This window comes from Bartonella sp. TS82HLJMH, from assembly GCF_042193495.1.
GTDB lineage: Bacteria > Pseudomonadota > Alphaproteobacteria > Rhizobiales > Rhizobiaceae > Bartonella > Bartonella grahamii.
Genome location: NZ_JBHILU010000005.1, coordinates 88971 through 111257, shown reverse-complemented (window position 1 = coordinate 111257; position 22287 = coordinate 88971). Strand labels below are relative to the sequence as shown.

Annotated in this window: 16 protein-coding genes and 2 pseudogenes; 4 read left to right on the top strand and 14 right to left on the bottom strand. The window is 36.1% G+C overall.

The features are described from left to right. Nucleotides 1-111: 111 nt before the first annotated feature. From ACFIKO_RS03880 to ACFIKO_RS03865, 4 genes are all read right to left on the bottom strand, one after another. Nucleotides 112-1503 (bottom strand): amino acid permease, encoded by a 1392-nt coding sequence (locus ACFIKO_RS03880; protein ID WP_375673345.1) that lies wholly within the window; start codon nucleotides 1501-1503, stop codon nucleotides 112-114. Nucleotides 1504-2511: 1008 nt separating this feature from the next. Beyond that, nucleotides 2512-3912, bottom strand: a complete 1401-nt coding sequence (locus ACFIKO_RS03875; protein WP_375619607.1) for an amino acid permease — start codon at nucleotides 3910-3912, stop codon at nucleotides 2512-2514. A gap of 585 nt (nucleotides 3913-4497) precedes the next feature. After that, on the bottom strand, nucleotides 4498-4875 hold the full coding sequence (locus tag ACFIKO_RS03870) for a LysE family translocator (RefSeq protein ID WP_375673342.1): 378 nt from the start codon (nucleotides 4873-4875) through the stop codon (nucleotides 4498-4500). Between the two features lie 247 nt (nucleotides 4876-5122). Next, the gene (locus ACFIKO_RS03865; RefSeq protein WP_375673340.1) at nucleotides 5123-5731 is read right to left on the bottom strand and encodes a fumarylacetoacetate hydrolase family protein; all 609 of its coding nucleotides are present in this window, start codon (nucleotides 5729-5731) and stop codon (nucleotides 5123-5125) included. A 456-nt stretch (nucleotides 5732-6187) separates the two neighbouring features. Here ACFIKO_RS03865 and ACFIKO_RS03860 point away from each other — a divergent pair. Next, nucleotides 6188-7307: pseudogene (locus ACFIKO_RS03860) on the top strand (helicase-related protein); the annotation flags it as partial. A gap of 87 nt (nucleotides 7308-7394) precedes the next feature. Here ACFIKO_RS03860 and ssb read toward each other — a convergent pair. The 3 genes and pseudogenes from ssb to ACFIKO_RS03845 form a co-directional block, all read right to left on the bottom strand. Next, nucleotides 7395-7841 (bottom strand): single-stranded DNA-binding protein, encoded by a 447-nt coding sequence (gene ssb / locus ACFIKO_RS03855; RefSeq protein ID WP_375673338.1) that lies wholly within the window; start codon nucleotides 7839-7841, stop codon nucleotides 7395-7397. A gap of 162 nt (nucleotides 7842-8003) precedes the next feature. Next, complete coding sequence (locus ACFIKO_RS03850) at nucleotides 8004-8222, bottom strand: hypothetical protein (RefSeq protein WP_375619610.1); 219 nt, start codon at nucleotides 8220-8222, stop codon at nucleotides 8004-8006. 494 nt (nucleotides 8223-8716) lie between these two features. Beyond that, a pseudogene (locus tag ACFIKO_RS03845) lies at nucleotides 8717-9191 on the bottom strand (hypothetical protein). A gap of 110 nt (nucleotides 9192-9301) precedes the next feature. Here ACFIKO_RS03845 and ACFIKO_RS03840 point away from each other — a divergent pair. From ACFIKO_RS03840 to ACFIKO_RS03830, 3 genes are all read left to right on the top strand, one after another. Continuing rightward, nucleotides 9302-9889 (top strand): NAD(P)-dependent oxidoreductase, encoded by a 588-nt coding sequence (locus ACFIKO_RS03840; protein ID WP_375619611.1) that lies wholly within the window; start codon nucleotides 9302-9304, stop codon nucleotides 9887-9889. A gap of 231 nt (nucleotides 9890-10120) precedes the next feature. After that, a complete protein-coding gene (locus ACFIKO_RS03835) occupies nucleotides 10121-11329 on the top strand; it encodes an MFS transporter (protein ID WP_375619612.1) in 1209 nt (402 codons plus the stop codon). A gap of 203 nt (nucleotides 11330-11532) precedes the next feature. Beyond that, nucleotides 11533-12360 (top strand): TauD/TfdA family dioxygenase, encoded by an 828-nt coding sequence (locus tag ACFIKO_RS03830; protein ID WP_375673335.1) that lies wholly within the window; start codon nucleotides 11533-11535, stop codon nucleotides 12358-12360. A gap of 679 nt (nucleotides 12361-13039) precedes the next feature. Here ACFIKO_RS03830 and ACFIKO_RS03825 read toward each other — a convergent pair. From ACFIKO_RS03825 to ACFIKO_RS03795, 7 genes are all read right to left on the bottom strand, one after another. Then, on the bottom strand, nucleotides 13040-14839 hold the full coding sequence (locus ACFIKO_RS03825; RefSeq protein ID WP_375619614.1) for an acetolactate synthase 3 large subunit: 1800 nt from the start codon (nucleotides 14837-14839) through the stop codon (nucleotides 13040-13042). A gap of 271 nt (nucleotides 14840-15110) precedes the next feature. After that, a complete protein-coding gene (miaA, locus tag ACFIKO_RS03820) occupies nucleotides 15111-15983 on the bottom strand; it encodes a tRNA (adenosine(37)-N6)-dimethylallyltransferase MiaA (protein WP_375619615.1) in 873 nt (290 codons plus the stop codon). 940 nt (nucleotides 15984-16923) lie between these two features. After that, nucleotides 16924-18450: a Do family serine endopeptidase gene (locus ACFIKO_RS03815; RefSeq protein ID WP_375673333.1), complete on the bottom strand. Its 1527-nt coding sequence runs from the start codon at nucleotides 18448-18450 to the stop codon at nucleotides 16924-16926. Between the two features lie 149 nt (nucleotides 18451-18599). Further along, nucleotides 18600-19535, bottom strand: coding sequence for a protease modulator HflC (hflC, locus tag ACFIKO_RS03810; protein WP_375619617.1), 936 nt, complete (start codon nucleotides 19533-19535; stop codon nucleotides 18600-18602). Nucleotides 19536-19537: 2 nt separating this feature from the next. Further along, nucleotides 19538-20683, bottom strand: coding sequence for an FtsH protease activity modulator HflK (hflK, locus tag ACFIKO_RS03805; protein ID WP_375673330.1), 1146 nt, complete (start codon nucleotides 20681-20683; stop codon nucleotides 19538-19540). A 112-nt stretch (nucleotides 20684-20795) separates the two neighbouring features. Then, nucleotides 20796-21305 (bottom strand): dihydrofolate reductase, encoded by a 510-nt coding sequence (locus ACFIKO_RS03800; protein ID WP_375619619.1) that lies wholly within the window; start codon nucleotides 21303-21305, stop codon nucleotides 20796-20798. Then, on the bottom strand, nucleotides 21302-22096 hold the full coding sequence (locus ACFIKO_RS03795; protein WP_015856618.1) for a thymidylate synthase: 795 nt from the start codon (nucleotides 22094-22096) through the stop codon (nucleotides 21302-21304). The genes ACFIKO_RS03800 and ACFIKO_RS03795 overlap by 4 nt, the downstream gene beginning before the upstream one ends. Nucleotides 22097-22287 lie beyond the last annotated feature (191 nt).

The window sequence follows — 22287 nt, the reverse complement described above, 5'->3', positions numbered from 1 at the left end:
TTCTAAAGAGATATTTTGTAAATAGCTTTTATAATTTTATAGATAAATATCAAAAAAGGGTAACTTTAGTTACCCTTTTTTATATGTTTTTTGCAACATAAGCTTTATTTTTTAATTTTTTGCATAATTCTTTCTTCCAAAAAGGAAGTATACAATTCCTAAAAATATGAACCACGCTGGAGTGTATTTTAAAGCTATGGCAGTATCAGCTTCTAATGATAATAAATAAATAATGAATGCAAAGAAAACAAGAAGCGCCCAACACATAACAACACCTCCTGGCATTTTATAAGGAGAGACAGTATGCTGGAGAGGACGATTACGACGATAGACGATATAGCTGATCAAAATGATAGACCATACAAATATAAATAAAATTGCGGCAATCGTCGTAACAATTGTAAAAGCAGCTATGAGGGTTTGAGATAACGATACAACTGCATAACCAAATAAGATGCATAAACATGAAAAGAATAATGCGTTGGCTGGAACGTGGTTACGAGAAAGTTTTCCTAAAAATTTAGGAGCACCTTTTTGTGTTGCTAGCCCATATATCATACGGCTGGTAGAAAAAATTCCACTATTTGCTGAAGATGCGGCAGCTGTGAGGACAACAAAGTTCATCAAACCAGCAGCAGTTGGAATACCAATCAGTGCATACATTGTTACAAATGGGCTTTTTTCTGGACTGATTTGATCCCACGGCGTTACAGACATAATCACAAGAAGAGAGAATATATAAAAGAATACAATGCGGATTGGTATTGAATTAACAGCCTGTGGTAAAGCTTTTTGAGGCTCTTGTACTTCAGCAGCAGCTGTTCCAGCGAGTTCAATGCCAACAAAAGCAAAAATAACAATTTGAAATCCAGCAAAAAAGCCTGTAATTCCTCGCGGAAAAATATTTCCACCGTTCCATATATGGTTAAGAGAAGCAACCGTACCGTTTGGAGAGACAAAACCGGTAAAGATCATATAAAACCCTACAACAATTAAGACTAGAATTGCTACGATTTTGATAAAACCAAACCAAAACTCAAGTTCGCCAAATAGTTTTACGGCGACGAGGTTAAGGATTAAAAAGGACATAAGACCAATTATAACGGGAATCCACGGATTGAGTTCAGGCCACCAAAAGTGTGTATAAGTGACAATAGCGATAATTTCAGCAGTTCCGGTGACAATCCAACACAACCAATATGTCCAGCCGATAAAGAATCCGGCACACGGACCTAGAAGATCGGTTGAGAAGTCAATGAAAGATCGATATTGTGTATTAGAAAGCAATAACTCTCCCATAGCACGCATGACAAAGTATAGAGCACAACCAATAATTGCATAAACGAGTAGAATTGAGGGGCCTGCTACACTGATTGTTTTTCCTGATCCCATGAAGAGACCTGTTCCAATCGCTCCACCAAGGGCTATAAGTTGTATGTGTCGGTTATGTAGTCCACGTTGCAATTTCTTCTTAGTTTTTTTTTCTAAATTTTGTTTGTTCATTTTTGGGAAGTTCCCCTTAGTTATTTTTAAATAAAAATTATCCTAAAAAAGGTAATCCCTTCTATCGGAACACGCTATGGTTAAGGAGTAAAGGAATTTTTTTCTATGACTATATGTGAATAAAGAAAAAACATTATAATTTAATGGAATAATTATTTTAAACATAATAAATAAAATATAAATTATACTATATTTTTTTATGTTTATACATATATTATATACACAATATATTATGTATTATTTATAATATATAATATTGTTTGTATTAATATAATAATTTATTATTTATTAAATATTTATTTACAATAAATTTATAATAACTGATAATATTAATCAGTTTTTATTTAAAATTCTTTATTAATAAAGATTTTTTTTGCAGAAAAATATAAATTAAATTATAAATTTATTAAATATAAATGTTTGTATATAAATAAAATAATATTTAAATTATTAAAATATTATTTAAATATTAAAAATTTATTATAAATTTACATTTAAATATTTATATTTAAAATTTATTATAAATAGAAAAATATTTTCATAGAATCTTTTTTTATTGTAGATAGCTGTTAAGATATATTCTGTTTAGAGCTGTATTGTTAATTTGCTAAAAAATTGAATATAAATTTTTGGGGGCGGTTTTAGATAAAATCTCATGTTTTATTAGTAAACAATATCAGTGAAGTTTATAGAGAATTCTTTAAAGAATAGCACGTTTCTTATCCTATAATGCAGTAAAATACTTTTGTTTAGAGTAGTGATATAAAGCATATAAAATTTTACACATTAAGTATTTTTAGAATGTATGGTGAGTATTCAGGGTAGGGCTAGCCCATAGAGCCTTATGTAGGTGAATCATATAAGTGGTCAGCAGCATCCCTCTTAACAAAGTCGGATTGTTTACGAACTCAGACTTGCGAGGAATCCTCGTCTTTTGAGGCATGAGGAGGAGATTAAGTAGAAAAAGGGTAACTAAAGTTACCCTTTTTTGAAATGTTTTGTATAGATTTATTTGTTCTTTGGAGAGATTTTTTTTCTTATAAATATAAAATACATTATACCTAAGAAAATAAACCAAAAGATACTGTATTTTAAAGCGGTTAGGGTATCATGTTCTAATGTCAACAAATAGAGCATGAAAGCAAAAAAAACTAACACGATCCCGCACATAATGACACCTCCCGGCATTTTGTAGACAGATTCAGCATGTAGATGAGGGTGATTACGACGATACACAATATAGCTAATCAAAATGACAGACCATACGAATAAAAATGCAATCGCTGAAATGCTCGTCACAATTGTAAAAGCACTTATGATGCTTGGAGATGATGATGCAATTGTGTATCCTACTAAAATACATAGGCAGGAAAAGAACAGAGCATTGGCTGGAACATGGTATTTGGAGAGCTTCCCTAAAATTGGAGGAGCACCTTTTTGAGTTGCAAGCCCGTATATCATGCGGCTAGTCGAAAAAATACCACTATTTGCTGAAGAGGCAGCCGAGGTGAGAACAACAAAATTGACCAAACCAGCAGCTATTGGAATGCCTGCAAGCCAAAACATGGAGACGAAGGGACTTTTTTCTGGCACAATTTGATTCCAAGGTGTAACGGACATAATCACAGCGAGAGAAAGGATGTAAAAGAGTACAATACGCACCGGTATTGCATTAATTGCTTTAGGGAGAACTTTTTTAGGTTCTTTAACTTCAGCTGCTGTTGTTCCAGCAATTTCTATACCAACAAAAGAAAAAATGGCAATTTGAAATCCAGCAAAAAAACCTGTAATTCCTCGCGGGAAGATATTTCCATCGTTCCATACATGGTTAAGAGAGGCAACAGTACCATTTGGAGAGGTAAAGCCTGTAGCGATCATATAAAATCCAACAATAACTAATGCCAAAATTGCTACGACTTTGATAAGACCAAACCAGAATTCAAGTTCACCGAAAAATTTTACGGCAAGGAGGTTAAGGATTAAAAAGAAACCAATGCAAGCAAAAACAACAATCCATGGATTAAGTGTTGGCCACCAGAAATGCATATAGTTAATGATAGCAATAATATCTGCAGCTCCAGTTACAACCCAGCTTAACCAATAGTTCCAGCCCACAAAGAAAGCGATTCCCGGTCCTAGCATATCGGTTGAAAAATCAATAAGGGAGCGATATTGTGAATTAGAAAGCAATAATTCTCCCATAGCACGCATTACAAAGTATAGGGCACATCCAATAATAGCATAAACGAGTATGATGGAAGGGCCTGCTACACTAATTGTTTTTCCTGATCCCATGAAGAGACCTGTTCCAATAGCTCCACCGAGGGCTATAAGTTGTACGTGACGGTTATCTAGGCCACGTTGTAGTTTCATCTGAGGACCATCTTTTAAATTTTGTTTACAGTTCATTTTTTGGGGGTTCCCTTTAATTATTTTGAGATTAAATTACATTAAAAAATGCATCATTCTGTATCGAAGCATGATATAAATGAGGTGTAAAGGAAAAAAACGTTTTTTATGATTTTGTGTGGATAAAGACAAGAATATGGTTTTGAAAAAAGAGGATGTTTTCTTTTTAAATAACGTAACAGATATTTGAATAGGGAGTTTTAATTTTGGCTCAAATAGCGCTTAAGAGTTCTCATCTTAGTTTAAGAAACAGTTTTTAATGATAGAAAATTAAAATGATTTTTAAAATCACTTTTTTGTTTCATAAACGAAAAGAGGAATATCATAGCTTATTTCTTCTAAAGTGATGAATAAGGATTTTGTTTAAATATTGATAACATTTTATAAAACGTTGCGAGAAATTCACATCGTTTACACAAAAATCCTTGAGACTATGATAAAGAAATGTAGCGTAATTCAGTTATACAAAGAAAAAAGAACTGGGGATTGTATAAGCTCTGTTAGAGGTTGAGCTGTTCATAGTGAGAGACAGAATCAGAAAAAGATTGCTCTATTAGCTTTGCAATTTGTTATCAAAAGATAAAACTATCCAAAGAAAATGAAAAAAAACAGAGATAAAACTGTTCCTGTCGCTATATTAATCGCACCTTTTATCCGCTGCTTTTTTAAAGCGGAGCTGGCAAATGATATAAAAATGGTCATTAAAGTAAACCATGCAAAGATGTTGAAAGAATGTATTGTGACAAGTTCAAAGCCTTTTTTAATTCCACCGCCAGAAGATAAAAATTTCGGGAAGTCCGCTATGTAAAATATTGATACTTTGGGATTTAGTATTTGTGTCAAAAAACCGTCCATATAGCTGGTGACAAGTTTTGTTTTACCAATAGCACTCTTTTCATTTGTTGATATTCTTTCTTTTGAATTTAAGCTGTGTATTCCGGATTTAATCGATTTAAATCCCATGTATAATAAAGTGCTGCCACCCATGAGTTTTAATAAAAAAACAGCGTTTGTTGTTGAGAATGAGCACTGATACACCTAGTATGGAAAATGCCCTATGCACATATGTTGGCTTTGCACAATCCTAAAACGTTTACAAATGCGTTCTTTTTTCCTAATCTTGTTGCATTATCGATGATAAGGGCCATATTCGGCCCCGGTGAGATGACTAAAAAAAATGAAACAATGAAAAAGGTCAGTATTTGATGATTCATTTTACCTTTAGCTCTGAAATTAATTGATCTTTGAGATATAATTCTATTCTGTCAAACTGAGAAAGTTTTCCTACACCCTGTGGAGTACCTGTGTATATGAGATCACCACGTCTTAGCTGAATGTAGTGACTTAAAAATGAGATTATCTTCTCAAAGCTAAAGATCATATTTTTCGTATTGCCAACTTGTCTTGTTTCGCCATTCAACTTCATTGCAAAGGTTATTGGGTTGTTTATTTTTTCCTTGTTTATGAAGTCAGAGACGTATGCAGCGCCTTTAAATCCTTTCGATAAAAGCCAAGGAAGCCTTTTTCCTTTCAGTTTTGTTTGCAAATCCCGCGCTGTGAGATCAAGACCTATTGCTACGGCATTATAGCATTTTTCTGCTTCTTCCTCCGTGACCATGAAAGCGTCCTTTGAGATTTTGAGCACAATTTCAGTTTCAAAATGGATTTCTTTGGAAAAATCAGGGAGATAAATTTCATTGCCTAAGATGAGTGAACTGTTTGGCTTGCTAAAGATAACAGGTTCCTCTTCAACAGTATTGCCTAGTTCATGAACATGTTCAACATAATTGAGTCCAACACAGTAAATATCATTTATCATAGGAGCCCTCCAAATTTTTTATTTTTTCTTTGTATAGGCAAGAAAGAACTTTGCAAACAATATTTTTCTTATATCTTGTTGTGCGTTTTCTGAACAAGAGGCATTGTGTGGGTTGATGACTAACCATGATGACAGCCCTTAGCATTGTCTCTCTTTTGAAGAGTACCCAATCTTACAGTCTTTGAGAGATAAGAAACACTGCTTTCATTTTGGTTGCTAATCGCGTGAAATTCCTTTAATATTTTAAAGGTGTTTTTGGGTCCTCTACGCAGCGATCAGTAGGGTCTGAAAACCCTAAGGTTCGACTATAAAAATGAGCCCACTGTGTGGGTGTCTCGGAATTCTGGGAGATTTTGCTATGTCCAAGTGCGATGAGCACTAAAAGCAAAAAAAGCTGATTCAAACTCAGTACTTTCAGGCTTCCGGGATACGAATGCGAGAGCGCTCGCACCTGCACAAGTCCCCTTGCGTTCCTTTGCGGTATGTTCTGATACATGAATTGGCAAGCGTCGTAAAACACGAGATGATGCTGTCGAACTCGATGTCTCAGATCTCGCTCTACCAGCTCTACCAACTGATGCTCAAAAGCTTTGAGAGAAAGCAAATAAAGTCTTAGCAAATGCAATGACCGTGGTGTTTGCTACTTACCAATCAATCCAAGTGATTGCGGATGAGCAAAAGGAATGTGATTTATCCGAATTTGATCTGATCATTTGTGATGAATCACACCCTACGATTGGGGTTGTGTTGGGAACAGACAAACGTGAATCTGAATTTATCAAGGTTCACGATAACAGCATCATTCGGGGTAAAAAACGTCTATCCATGACAGCAATCCCCAAGGTCTTTACGGATAATGCCAAAAAGCAAGTCAATGAGATCAATGCCGTTCTGGCTTCTATGGATGATGAAGAACTCTATGGAAAAGAGCTTTATATCTATACATTCTCTCAAAAGCCGTTAAGAATGAACTTTTATCTCCTTATAAGATTATTATTTTGGGTGTTGATGAAGAGGAAGTAAGTCAATCCATTCAACATCTGATAACAGATGAGAATTATGGACTTATTCTTGACGATAAAACCAAGATCATAGGCTGTTATCAAGCCCTTGCTAAAATAGATCTGAAGGTTGACTTGAGTGATAACCCAAATCTCATGCGTCGGGCTTTGGCTTTTTGTAAAGATATCAATAGGTCTAAACGTATCCGTGATACATTCAATTCTAAAGAAATACAGAAAGAATTATATGATCTTCATAAGGTCCATAAAGAGACTCCGCCGTTTGACTGTAAATTTGCTCATATTGATGGAACACAAAGTGCCAAAGAACGTAATAAAGCCCTTGATTGGCTTAAGGAAGATGCGGGGGAGAGTCTGCCCGTGTGCTCACCAATATAAGATGTCTGTCTGAAGGGGGGATGTCCTTGCTTTTGATGCGGTTATGTTTTTACATCCCCATAAAAGTCATGTGGATGTGATACAGGTGGTGTGGCGTGTCATGCGTTGTGCAAGGAAAAAAGAGAAGCTATATCATTTTACCCGTTGGGGTATCTGCCGGTGTTTTTGCTCGTGAGATGCGTCCGTTCGGTTCTCTGATACATCCTTTAATCCGAGGACGTCTATGTTTTGTACGTTTTTTCTTTTTGTTATATTTTTTTCAATCAGAATGGGATAGCATCATTAAGAGACGTGCTATGATAAGCAGCACCTGAAGCGATAGCATAACTTTGAGTAGTGATGGGTGAGGAGGATGCGGATTGTTCTTTCTTAGCATCAAGCAGATACAATTCACCTTTGAATTGTGGTAAGACAGTCTCTGTTGCAAGATGTTCACCACCGTTTTTATCTTGCCATTTGCATGTTTGTAATTTTTCTTCTATATAAACCTTTGAACCTTTGTTTAGATATTGAAGTGCAATTTTTGCCAAATGTGGATTAAAAATCACAACTGAATACCATTCTGTTTTCTCTACTTTTTGATTGGTCCTTTTATCTATACAGCTCTCAGAAGTCGCTATACTAAAATTGACTATTTCTGTACCAGAATTCATTGTTTTGCTTTTGGGATTAGCACCTAAATAGCCAATTAACATCACTTTATTTAGCATGTTGCCACTTACTTTTTTAATAGTTTTTTCAATTATTTCAAAATGATATTATTATTTTTCAACATATAAAATTATGTTTTTTATCTTTTGATAAACATAAAGCCACATCATGCAAATGACATGGCTTTCTTTTTACTGTTTAAAAGCATAGTGTCACAAATGCTAGCATTGACCACAAACCTGAGCATCATCAAAAATATAGGAATCATCATAAATCCATGCATTACCACCAACCCAGCAATTCCCTTCGTGACTTAAATTGCCTTCATGCTCTATAAAACCACCCAAGTCATCCGCCTTTACATTACCAAAGTCTCTTAATGCACGTATGCGATAAATGGTTCGAACTCGATCACTTAAAAGATCTTTCACTGTTTTCATTTCATTTGTTAATTCATATTTTTTTTGCAAGAGCTTGCTTTTGAAAGGAGGGGGGTATCATTTGCAACAGTAGCAATAATGGAGGTCATTTGATTTTTAACTATAGCGTTCATTCTAGTAATCCTTAACGTAATGGAGTTTTCAATTGACACCTTATAAAGGCACTGGGCGTTGAAAACACGGCGTTAAGTTTGTCGCTATACTTTCCCCTAAAAAGGGTTTTGTATGACATAACTACACCCGACAAAATCATTATATGTCCTCACAAGCACAAAAGATAGTCAGTATTTTAAAGACATGGGAGAGGCTGTTTCGTAACCTATCCGCTTAACTCTAAGTATTTCTACACACTTGATACTTTTTTAACAGCATGACTTTGCAATTTTTTCTTTTTTATACTTACCGAATTGAATATAAATCGCTTTTTCTAGCTTTCTGTCTATAAGGTCATAAGAATGAATTCTTTGTAAAAAATTATAAAATCGGAAATTTTACTATGGCTTTTTAACTGAGCACTGTAGTGCGTAAATGGACATGTTTATTAAATTGCGTGTGCTTAACATAAGAAACAATACACAGACTAAAAAGAGTACTAAAGAGCAATATCTAAGTATCAGTATCCAATGGAAAAGAAAACTTGTGCTCCATGTACTTAGAAATGATAGGCAAAGAGACCGTTTCTTTATAACTACTTGGGAAACTTAAAACGACAAGCGCTAAATTTATTAGCTTTAAGAGGTTGTGCATATACTGTTGTAAATCACGTGTTAATGTCTTCCAACCTATTGTATTGCCGTGTTTGTATTTTGGGTTGCTCTGCAATTCAGAAGGAATATTAGAATTGTATAAAATTGCAAAAACAGTTGTGATTATTACCAAAGAAACAGACGCGAATGTCAAAATACTCTGAATAAAGTCAATTTTTATTCCTAAAAAACATAAAAATATAAAAGTTATAATACCAAACAGGCCCTATAGGTTCACATATTGATATAGAAGCTTGTAGAGACTTAGGAATTGAAATATTAGACGGCGGTGGAGATCCAACTTCTGCTGCTGAATTTGCCTGGCTCTTAATTATGTCTGCGCGTAGAAAACTCTGTAAATCTGTGTCTGATATGAAAAAAGGACGATGGCAAACAACATTTGGCAACCAAATGAAAGGGGCTACTCTTGGAATATTCGGATTTGTGCGTATTGGCAAAATGGTTGCTCAATATGCTCAAGCTTTTGGCATGTCCATTTTGGTTCATGGGAGCGAGCGTTCAACGCAAGAAGCAAAAAATTTAGGTTATCATTTTACGCATTCAAAAGATGAACTTTTTACACGTCCTGACATTATATCCATACATTTACGCTTAAGCGATAAAACCAGAGAAATCATTCAATTAGATGATCTATTGAGCATGAAACCTCATGCTATTTTTGTCAACACAGCGCGTTCAGCTTTGGTTGAAAAAGGAGCGATAGAAAAAATACTAAGTTTGGAAAATTCAACTTACTTTGCACTGGATGTTTATGACAGCGAACCAGTATATAAGAGCAAATTATTGCAATCAGATAGAGTTCTTTGCACACCGCATCTGGGCTATGTGACTGAAGAAAGCTTTGAGAATTATATTGAAAAAGCTTGCAAAAATATAGCGTCTTTTATGAAAAGCGCTTAATGCTGGCTGAGCCAATGTTTGTAAAATTTAACTTATATCGCTAGCGTATCAAATTTGCACGACACATAATAGCTTATTTCCTTAAATGAAGCATATTCCTTAGCTTTCATATTAATACCAATCGTATTGACAGATTTTTATGTAATCAGCATAAAATACCTAATTTATTGTTGCAAGCATTATTAAAAAAAGGCTACTTTATTGGAATACACTTTAATTGGAGGGGGCATAGTGAGCAATAATAAATTTATAGAAAAAAATCATTATAGATGGATTATATTGCTTGTTGCCACTATCGCTCAAGCATCAGCTTGCTTCTTTGTTCAAGGGATTGGTCCTTTAGCTGAATTTTTTAAGAAGGATTTCTCGCTTAGTGACTCTCAGATAGGTTTGCTGTCTTCAGCAGCGCAATTCCTACCTATTATTGGGTTACTTGTAGCTGGCGAATTACTAGACAAGTTTAACGAGCGCTATATTGTTGGAGTTGGAGCGGTCGGCGTTTCTGTCGCTCTTTTGTTGGGAGCAATCGCAGATAACTATATTTCTCTTTTGGTCTGTTTGCTAATTTTAGGGGGATTTTATAGTTCTGCTCAACCCGGTGGCGCTAAATCTGTTTCTTCATGGTTTCCACAATCGCAGCGCGGATTTGCAATGGGAATAAGGCAGGCGGGGCTACCATTAGGTGGGGCATTAGCTGGGATAGTTCTTCCTGCTAGTGCATTTATCTATGGCATACAAGGTGCGTTTTTGGTCGGTGCCATCGTTTCTTTTTTAGGGGGATGTATATTTATTATTTTTTATCACTCACCAGCAAAAGTTGTAGCTATCGTTCCAAAAAGCAAGGCAAAAGTTTCGTTCTATGCAAATGTAAGGTCACGTCTTGCGATGTTAGCTGCGCCGCATATGAAGAATATTATTTTTTCAGGCGTTTCACTTGTGATCGTTCAATATGTTTTAACCATTTTTATAACGATTTATTTTTATAGAATCTATCACCTGTCTCTAGATAAAAGTGCTTATTTGTTTTTTGTTTCACAGGCTTCTGGTGCCTTAGGAAGAATTATTTTAGCAGCGTGGAGTGATCATTGTAGAAAAGGACGATTTTTTCCTGTCTTGTTTTGCATGATTGCAGTCGTTTTTGGATTTTTAATATTAATTTTGGGCATTAGTGGATCGATAATTTATTTAACTATTTTATCTGCTTGGTTAGGTTTTTTTGGATTAGGATGGTATGGCCCTTGGGTTGCTTATATTGTAGACTCTTCGCCGAAAGAAAGCGTTGGATTTTCTCTGGGTTTAGCAATGTCTGTAAATCAAATCGCAATTATTACTGCTCCACCATTATTTGGATTAATCCAAGATTTTACAGACACTTATGTACTAACATGGCTGATTTTAATTTTAATTATTGTTTTTTCACTTTTCTTAATAAAAAAGTAGGGAAATATATATTGGGGAGGAAATTATAGTGATAAATGAAAATACTTTTGAGTTGAGCAATGGCGAAAGAGACAAACTTTGGGAGGCTTTGGACCATGTTATTTATGATCCATACGGTGGTATTGAGTATTCGGTTAAGCTAAAAAAAAATAGCATTTTCGCTGCTACCCCATAGAATATTGACAATTCTTATGAATCAAAAGATGTCTATTACCCCTAGAGCATATTTAATCTTTGAAAACCTTCCTATTGATAGAAAAATTAATACGTCACCTAATCCTTATAATTTAGATGCGTCTTGTAAAAGTGGCTATATTAGCGAAAATTTAATTATGATGTTTTCTTTATTAATCGGAGAGCCTTCTTCAATTAAGTTTGAAGGCGAACATATAGTAAATAACCTAGTTCCTTTAGAGGATAATAAAAAAGATTATACAGGATTAGGATCTGAAGTTGAGTTAGATTTTCATATAGAAAATGCTGCACTAAAATTTATAAGAGGTTTAAATTTATCTCCTAAAGGGATACTTTTAACCGGTGTTCGCAATGATGTTGATGGCCCGTTAACGAGAATATCTGATGCATGTCTAGCTTTAAAACTTTTAAATGAAGAGGATTTGAGGAGCTTAAGGGATAATTTATATATAATTAATGTTCCCTATAGATGGAGAAAAAATGGGGTAACCTCTACAAGTAAAGTACCCCTAGTTCAAGGGGACGGTGAATTCCCAGATATCAGCGCTGTTTTTTATCCAGGCATGTTAGAACCACAGTCAAAAAAAGCCAAGGAAGCTTTAGATCATTTTTATGAAGCTATTAAGGCTGTATCTTTTGGAATTGATGTACAACCAGGAAGATTATTATACATTGATAACAGAATGGCTCTACACTCTAGAGATAAATTTTCTGGATCATTTGATAGTTATGAAAATCCAATGCGGTGGATTCAAAGAGTGTTTGTGTCTGCAGATTTATGGAATCATAGATATGTAGAACAAATAAAAGAAAGAGTATTTGATTTTCAATGCTAATGTCCTGATAATGATATAATGGTGAGTATTATTCTGATTTATATATATATTGACTACACATCTCATATATATATAAATTTCTCCCGCATAATAAGGTGAGGTTACTACCTGATTATAAGCTATGGTGACCTATTAATTTTCTATGGCTGCATTTGATTTTTGTTATTTTTGCCCTTCCTTTCAAGCCGCTAGGGGAATTCTCCTATCAAGTCCTTGAAAGAGCGATTTGGAGTAATTTCATAATGCGAAACCAAAACATAGTGACAAACTTTTCTATTGTTTTCATAGACATGACGGTTTGCATGGTTGCACCCTTCAAGCATGGTGGCTTCTTTTCTTGCACGATGAAATCTTTCATATATGAGACAACATAATTAATTTATAAAAGATAATTCAATGTATTATCTAAAAAATGCAACGAAATAGCTATTAATGTGAACATATGAATTAAAAAAACAAACATCGCGTACAAATAAATTCAAACATAATTGGGCATACGACTTATAACATTTTTTAGATGAACAAATAATAATACACCCCATATCTTTAAACAAAGAATGAAAATCATAAAATGAGCTCTAAGGATAATAGGAACTCTCCACAAAAAAGAAGAGCCAGAGATGAAGACTCCAAAGACTTCATCATCACCATCCTTCACTATTTTGTTAACATATTAATTTTATACAAGAATCTTTCCCTCGGAAGAAACAGCATTTGCAACAGCTTCCTCGCTTGCCTCATCGGGTAATAACATCTCATTATGGGCACATCCCGATGGAATCATAGGAAAACAATTTTCTAAATGATAAACACGACAATCAAAAAGAACAGGCTTATTACAGTCAATCATCTGCTGAATTTTATCATCAAGTTCATCGGGTTTTGAACAATAAATTCCCACGGCTCCATAAGCTTGTGCCAATTTCACAAAGTCAGGCATAGATTCCGTATAAGAATGAGAAAGACGATTACCATGCAGCAATTGCTGCCACTGGCGAACCATCCCCATATACTGATTATTTAAAATGAAAATTTTTACAGGTGTGTCATGCTGAATAGCTGTTGCAAGTTCTTGAATATTCATCTGAATAGAGGCATCACCAGAAATACACACAACAAGCGCATCAGGATAGGCAATTTGAACACCGATAGCCGCAGGAAGACCATAACCCATAGTTCCAAGTCCACCAGAAGTCATCCAATGTTTTGGTTCATCAAAATGATAATACTGTGCTGCCCACATCTGATGCTGTCCGACATCTGTTGTGATATAAGCACAAGCATCTTTGGTCAGTGCATAAAGCCGTTCAAGAGCATATTGTGGCATGATAACATCTTTTTTTTCCATATATGCCAATGAATTACGTGATCTCCAGCGATTAATTTGCGTCCACCACGCCTCACGGACTTCACTGTTAAACGCTGGTTTCTGTATCTTCAAGAGTTGCGTCATCTCTCCCAAAACACAAGCCACATCACCAATAAGTGGCACTTTCACTTTTACGATCTTATTAATAGAAGAAGGGTCAATATCAATATGGATAATACGCGCATGAGGTGCAAATGCATCCAATCGCCCTGTGATACGATCATCAAATCGTGCTCCAACAGCTAACATAACATCACAATCATGCATGGCCATATTAGCTTCATAGGTTCCATGCATCCCAAGCATTCCAAGCCAATTTTTGTCAGAAGCGGGATAAGCACCAAGCCCCATGAGTGTTGACGTAATCGGAAAATCACCCAGTTGAACTAAATCGCGCAAAAGCTTTACAGCTTCCATCCCCGATGAAATAACACCACCACCAGAATAAATAACAGGACGCTTTGCTTCTACTAAGAGAGAAACAGCCTCTTCAATAGCCTGCGCATTCCCTTTCGACTTTGAATAAGAACGCATAAATGTCGGCGTTTGAGGTGCTCTATAAAATCCTGAAGCAAATTGAACATCCTTAGGAATATCAATCAAAACCGGTCCAGGACGACCTGATTGAGCAAGAGAAAAAGCTTCATGAATAATAGCCGCAAGATCATTGACGTTTTTAACCAGCCAATTACGCTTCGTACAGGACTTGGTAATTCCAACCGTATCAGCTTCTTGAAAGCCATTTGTTCCAATGATCGTTGTCGCTACCTGACCAGAAAAACAAACAAGAGGTATAGAATCCATAAGAGCATCTTGCAAAGGTGTAACAGCATTCGTTGCGCCTGGACCAGAAGTCACAAGCATAACACCTACCTTTCCAGTACTGCGTGCATAACCTTCAGCAGCATGCCCTGCAGCTTGTTCATGGCGCACCAAAATATGCTGGAGTGTATCTTGGTGATAGAGCACATCAAAAATAGGCAGAACAGCCCCACCAGGATAACCAAAAATATGTTTAACCCCTTGATCTATAAGAGCCTGAATCACTATTTCAGCCCCCGACATTATTTTTCCATCTGCACTCTCTTGCTTTCTTGGATCATTTCTCATTTTTCCCACTCACCTACTTGATAGGACAATAAAAAAAGCCCCTAACGGAGCCCATAAAAAAAGACCCCAAAGGAGCCTATTACACAACACATACTGTATGATCACCCCCATTATTCCAACGTATAAAATATATAAAAATTTCCTTGTAGAAAGATTTCTAATTCCATTGATACCATTCGTCAATAAAAAATTATATTTTCTAAAAAAAATCTTTTTCACGAATTATCTTTTATCTTTCGATAAGTTTCTTTGCAAAGCTCTAGCTCTTTTATCAAAAAGTAAGCATCCATTCTTCATCAAATTGATTACGAAACCATGTCATTTGTCTTTTTGCATATCTCCTCGTTTGTGTTTTCACCGCTTCAAGAGCATTCTCAAAGCTTCTATATCCATCCAAATAATCCATAAATTCAGGTATACCAATAGCCTTCATTGCTGGTAATGAAGGGGAAAGCATAAGATTCTTCATGATCATCACCTCTTCTAAAGCTCCTCTTTCAATCATAAAATCCAAGCGTTTATGAATACGTTCATAAAGCAAAGGACGTGGTGGCATAAGAAGAATTTTTTCGGTGAAATTCGGCGCAATGAGAGGTATTGTTTTTTGTTTCTGCCACCAACTAAGCGTCTTACCGGTTGCATCATAAACTTCCAAAGCACGGACAATACGCTGTCTATCATGCGAAGAAATTTTTTCAGCAACAACAGCATCAACCTGCAACAACTGGCAATAAAGACTTTCAGGTCCCTCTTTATCAAGCCGAAGTCGCCACTTCTGCCGCACAACATCTGGAACATGGGGGATTTCCGAAATCCCCTCTAAAAGAGCACGAAAATAAAGTCCTGTTCCACCAACAAAAATAACTGATCTTAAAGAAAAAGTAGCCAATAGCTTCTCGACATCACACAACCATTGCCCTACTGAATAATTCACAGTAGGACTCACATGACCATAAAGATAATGTGGAACAATCGCAGTATCAGCCTCCCTCGGCCGTGCCGTTAAAATATTTAAAACATCATAAACCTGCATTGAATCAGTGTTAATAATGAGAGCATTTTTTTCTTGAGCCATTTGCAAGGCAAGTTCTGACTTCCCACTTGCCGTTGGTCCCGCTATTAATGTAACTGTTCTCTGTGTCATGAATGGCAATTTCTCCCAATCAGTAACTTATTGCAACATACAGCCCCCAAAGCCCCTTATGAAACTTATAAAAAAGAAAAAATGGAATTAATAACAACACCAAAGGAATTTCGAAGCATTTTTGCTATCATAATTCAATAATAAACTACAGCCATAATCATTCTGTCCGTTAGTCCATTAAAAATAAACATATTCTTTGTCATCATTTATGAAAATAATACTGAGCTTAACCTATACAATCAAAAAGCTTTATTTTTTCCTATAAAAACAGCATGCTACTCTGATTTATAATAAGAGATTCAGAAATTGTCTTCTTCACGCTCTCTTTATTTATAACTATTTTTTCATCCGTCACCAAAAAAGGTATAAATATATATAACTAATTTAGTCTAATATGATTTTTCTCTAGGATAACTTTTTTCAAACTGAAGTGAAAAAAATGTTCTTTATAGCACACAAAGTACAATCATAAAGTGCTAAAAGTCTCACTAGATAAAAAAACATTATTTATAATAATAATTGCACCCTTTATCTATAATAGTTGAGCGTTTTGCAATCTGAATAAGAGCTCCCAATATCATAAGATTTTCTCATTTTTATCCTTCTCATAAAGTGCCATATCAATACCATTCACTTGTGCATCAAAAGCAGAGATAAAAATTGACTTAAACACAAGACATAGATCTCTTATGCAGCACTTCAAAGCCTAGGCTGTTGCAATATTGGGAACTAGCAAATCTATTATGGTACCAACTTGTACTTTTATTTAATGCAAAAATAGAGCTGCCCAACGGATTTTATGTTATACAATTCATGCTCTTTGTCATGAAATGAGCTTGAGAAATATTGGACATCACATGGCTGAGCTACAAAGTAGCTCATATACTAAAAGCTGATAAAAAACAAAAAATTAATTTTTAAGCCTCAATCTATTGGGGTATCAATCCATTAGAAGCGCTACGAACCGTAACTCTCCATCTGGACGCGCTACGATGAATAGAGCATTTTTGCGTCCAGCTTCACGTAATTTATGAATACGTTTTTTAGCCTCATCGATTGTTGTGATAGCACTCTGATTGATATCAATAATGACTTCACCAACGCGAATACGCTTTTTATCCGCTGCGCTATTTCGTGCAACAGATGTTACCACTAATCCTCGAAGTTTATCTGAAATTGAATAACGATGACGCAAATCCTCTGTCAATTCAGCTAGCGTCATTCCCATAAATTGCATTGTCACGCTTTTTGACAGATCATTGTCTTTTTTATCATCAACTTCTTCTTCTATATCTTCATTTGCATCTGTTTCAATCAAACGTCCAAGCTTAACTTTTACTGTTTTTTCTTGCCCATTCCGTAAAACAGTAACATCCACCACTTTTCCTTCTGAACTTTCTGCAACTAAACGCGGCAAATCACGTGCATGCTTAATTTTGAAATTACCAAAGGAAAGAATAACATCTCCAGTTTGTAACTGACTATTATCTACATTATTTTCTTCTGTCTGTTCTATTTTACCAGCCACCAATGCTCCTACAGCATTGTCCAATTTTAAACTTTTTGCAATATCCTCTGTTACCGGCTGAATACGAATAGCCAACCAACCACGCCTTATTTCTCCAAAATCACGCAATTGATTAATAACAGAAAGGGCCATATCCGATGGAATAGCAAACCCAATACCGATAGATCCTCCAGAAGGTGAAACAATTGCTGTATTAATGCCAATGACTTCACCATTTCTATCAAATAACGGACCACCAGAATTGCCCCGATTAATTGCTGCATCTGTTTGAATAAAATTATCATAGGGACCAGCATTAAGATCACGGTTACGTGCAGAAATAATACCAACCGTTACACTTCCACCAAAACCATAAGGATTACCAATAGCCATAACCCAGTCACCAATACGTGCTTTTTCTGAGTCACCAAAACGCACAGCTTTTAATTTTTTACGTCCCGCATCCACTTGAAGTAGTGCCAAATCAGTTTTGCTATCCTTGCCAAGAAGCTTCGCCTTGAGTTTTGTACCATCTGTAAAATTAACTTCAATATCATCAGCATCAACAATAACATGATAATTTGTAACAATAATCCCTTTTTGCGCATCAATCACAAAACCAGACCCCAAAGAACGCACCTTTTGAAATTGACTATTTTTTTGACCATCTTTGGGTGTAAAAAAATCATTAAAATATTCCTCCAGCAATGAATCTTTGGGAATAACGGGTACTGAAGTATTTTCATCCTGTTCGGTTCCTTCAACCGTCTGTGCCGTAGAAATATTCACAACCGTCTCCAAAAGCTCAGAAGCTAAATCAGGAACAGAAAGCAATGTCTTGTTTGTCTCTGCGCCCCAAGACAAATTCACTGATCCTGATAAAAACAAAACCACACACAAAACAACTCTTGTGATAAAAGACTTCAAAAACGTATTTCTACTCACGATACTTCTATCCATGATATGCCTTTAACCAAAGCTGAAAAGAGCCCTACCCAATTTATTATACAAAATCAGTATGGCTTAATACTGTCTTACATTCATCATAAAAAAAGCAGCTATAGAGCATACTTCTCATATGAAATAGTATACTCTATACACTGTTTCATCTATTCTCCACCAGACTTTGAATCAGTTTTGCTCAAACTAGGACTCATTGTTGATGAAAGCTTTTTCTTTACTTGCAAGGGATTTTGAAAATAAAAAAAGAAATCCTCATTTGGTGAAATGACCATCGGAACTCTTTCTAAATTCTTATACTGTTCCATCGCTAACCAAAAATCGTAAAAAGATGGATTAGCTTCCCGCGCATTTAATAAAATGCGAATACTTTCGGCTTGTCCTTCACCGCGAGTAATTTCAGCATCACGCTTTGCGGCTGCCACTATTTCTTCATATTCACGATTTGCTTCTGCCACAATACGATCTCGTTCTTGTTGACCACGAGCTCGAATATTTTCCGCAGCAGCCTCCCGTTCAGCTGCCATTTGTCGATAAACATCTTCTGAAACAGCATCCGTTAAATCGGTTTTTCGAATACGCACATCAACAATCGTAATACCCAGCGAACCTGCATCTATAGAAAATTGCCGTTGCACCTCAGCCATCATTGCGCCTCGTTCATCCGATAAGGCTGCTTTAAATTCTCGCTTACCATAAACAGCACGCAAAGCGTCAATAAACCGTGGTGCAAGGTTTTCACGTGCCGCAATTTGTGGACGCCCCGAAGCAATACGCTGTAGAAACAACTTAGGATCTGTAATACGATAAATAAAGAACGCATCCACTTCGTAATAAGCACCCCCACGAACTTGTACCGATTGCGTAGGAACATCGTAACGCAACAAGCGATTATCCACCACAATCATCTTATCCACAAAGGGCATTTTCGAATAAATTCCAGGATTAGACTCGACCTTAACAATTTGACCAAAACGCTTAATTGCCACTTGTTGACGAGGATAGACAATAAAAAGTGACATCCATAAAATGATCAAAAGAAACATTATAGTACTAAAAATAAACAAAAAACGAGACTGCTGCATTATTAGCGTCCTCCAGAAATATGAGCATCCAAGAGCGATGTCGAACGTGCTGATTTCGCTTTTGCTTTTTCTGATAAATTGTTACGCAGCAATTCGTTCAAAGGAAGATAAGGCACCGCTGGAGAATTCATTTGATCAAGAACCAATTTATTTGGTGAAGAGAAAATACGCCCCATCGTCTCCATATAAAGACGATAACGCGCAGCCTCTGGTGATATTGCCGCCTCACGGGCTATGGCCTGAAAACGTTCAGCACGCCCGCGTGCCTCTTCAACCATTTGTGCTTTTTCACCTTTTGCGATTTCCCGTGTACGTGAAGCTTCACCATTTGCTAAACCAATCTTCGTAAAACGCACACGATTTCCTTCTTCAATCATTCGTCCACGTTCCTGCTCTGCCTGTTGAACAGAATTAAAAGCAGCAGCAACCTTTGTCGGAGGAGCAGCTTCACTAATCGATACACGGCTTATTTCGACACCGAGTTGATATTTATCGACAGTCAACTGGGTAATCTTTCGCACATCGTTAGCAACTTCCTCTTTTTTATCGCGTAAAACATCATCAACAGGTCTGGAACCAATAACCTCGCGCATTGCACTTTCAGCAACCTGACGAACTGTCCCTTCTTGATCATTCACATTGAATAAAAATTGTCCTGGATGTGAAATGCGATAGTAAACAGAAAAATTGACATTAACAATATTTTGATCACTAGACAGCATCAAACCTTCACTTTGTTGTCTCTGTCCAGTCTGCCCACCAATTGCAATCGTTTTTTCAGTTAAAGGCACTTTCATATAAGTCTCAATTGGCCAAAAGTGAAAATGCAATCCATCACCGATAATTCCCGCCTTAGGCACACCAAAACGCAATTCTACTGCTTGCTCATTTTGTTGGACAATATAAAGTGATTGATAGAGCAAAAAACACACAGCAATCAGAAGGAACAAAACAACAGTTCCTCCTCTACTAAATTGTTTAAACTGATCCTTCCCTTTACGCAAAATATCATCAAGATTGGGACCATTTTCGCCACCATTATTGCCACCAGAACCAAAAAGATTCTTAGCCGATGTTTTTTTGTCACCACTGTTCTTGTTTTTATCGCCACTCCACGGGCCACCACCATTTTGATTTGTCCAGGGCATTATCACCTCTTTAACTGACTACCATTCATTCAAATACCAACCATCCACTTGGATCTTATAGGGATTCTCTTATCTCATTACAATACAACTGACAGGTTCTTTTCACTTATAATTATTTTCGCTCATAAACCACAAAACGTGTCGGATGACTATCTTTTTCTCCTTTTGGAATATCTTGTGTTTCTACAATAGTCCATTTTTCTTTATCAAAAACAGGAAAAAAACTATCCCCTTCTATAGAAGCTAAAACTTCTGTAAGGAATATTTTATCAGCCATATGCAACCCTTGTTGAAAAATTTCACCACCCCCAATAATAAAAACTGCATCCGCACCATTTTGAGAAGCCACACTTTTTGCGATAGAACAGGCTTGCGACAAAGAATGAACAATAACAGCGCCTTCAGCCGTGAATGCACAATTACGGGTAATAACAATATTTGTACGCCCTGGTAAAGGACGCCCAAGAGAATCCCAAGTTTTTCGCCCCATAATAATGGGGCTACCAAAAGTCAAAGCCTTAAAGCGTTGCAAATCCGTAGATAAATGCCAAGGCATCGCACCTTCACGACCTATAACACCATTTTCTGCAACAGCTGCAATTAAACAAACTGGAAAAGTCATACTGCTACCGGTGCCTTAATATGGGGCTGCGCTTCATAATTAAGCAATTCAAAATCCTCAAATTTAAAAGAAAAAAGATCTGTTACCGCTGAATTTATAAGCATCAACGGCAAAGCATTTGGTATACGAGACAACTGGTATCTCGCCTGCTCAAAATGGTTAGAATAAAGATGAGCGTCGCCCAGAGTATGAATAAAGTCTCCTGCTTTAAGTCCGCTTACTTGGGCAATCATCATCGTCAACAACGCATAGGAAGCAATATTAAACGGAACACCTAAGAAAATATCTGCTGAACGCTGATAAAGCTGACAAGATAGCTTCCCATCAGCAACATAAAATTGAAAAAAACAATGACAAGGAGGCAAAGCCATCTCCTCTATCAGTGCGGGATTCCAAGCAGATACAATTAAGCGACGAGAATCAGGCGTTTCTTTAATCATCGTCAAAAGATGACTGATTTGATCAATATGCCGTCCATCGGGAGCAGGCCAAGAGCGCCACTGATAACCATAAATAGGACCAAGGTTCCCTTTCTCATCAGCCCATTCATCCCAAATTGACACACCATGTTCCTTCAACCATGCAATATTTGTATCACCTCTCAAAAACCACAAAAGCTCATAAATGATCGAGCGCAAATGCAATTTCTTCGTTGTTAACAGAGGAAAGCCAGCCTGCAAATCAAACCGCATTTGATACCCAAAAATTGATCGCGTCCCCACACCGGTTCGATCTGTACGATCAATGCCGTTATTTAAAACATGCGATAAAAGATCAAGATAGATTTTCATATAAATATTATGGTTGATTCTTAACGTTACAGGAAATAGAAACTTCAAAATTTATAAAAATACAATTCAAAAAAATCCTCTTCCCAAACATCTTTTATAGGAAATTATTATTATACGATTGCATTTTGATGAATCAAATCGTAAATAAATTTTAAAAGAAACAAGTTAGGTATGATCATAAAAGGGATAAA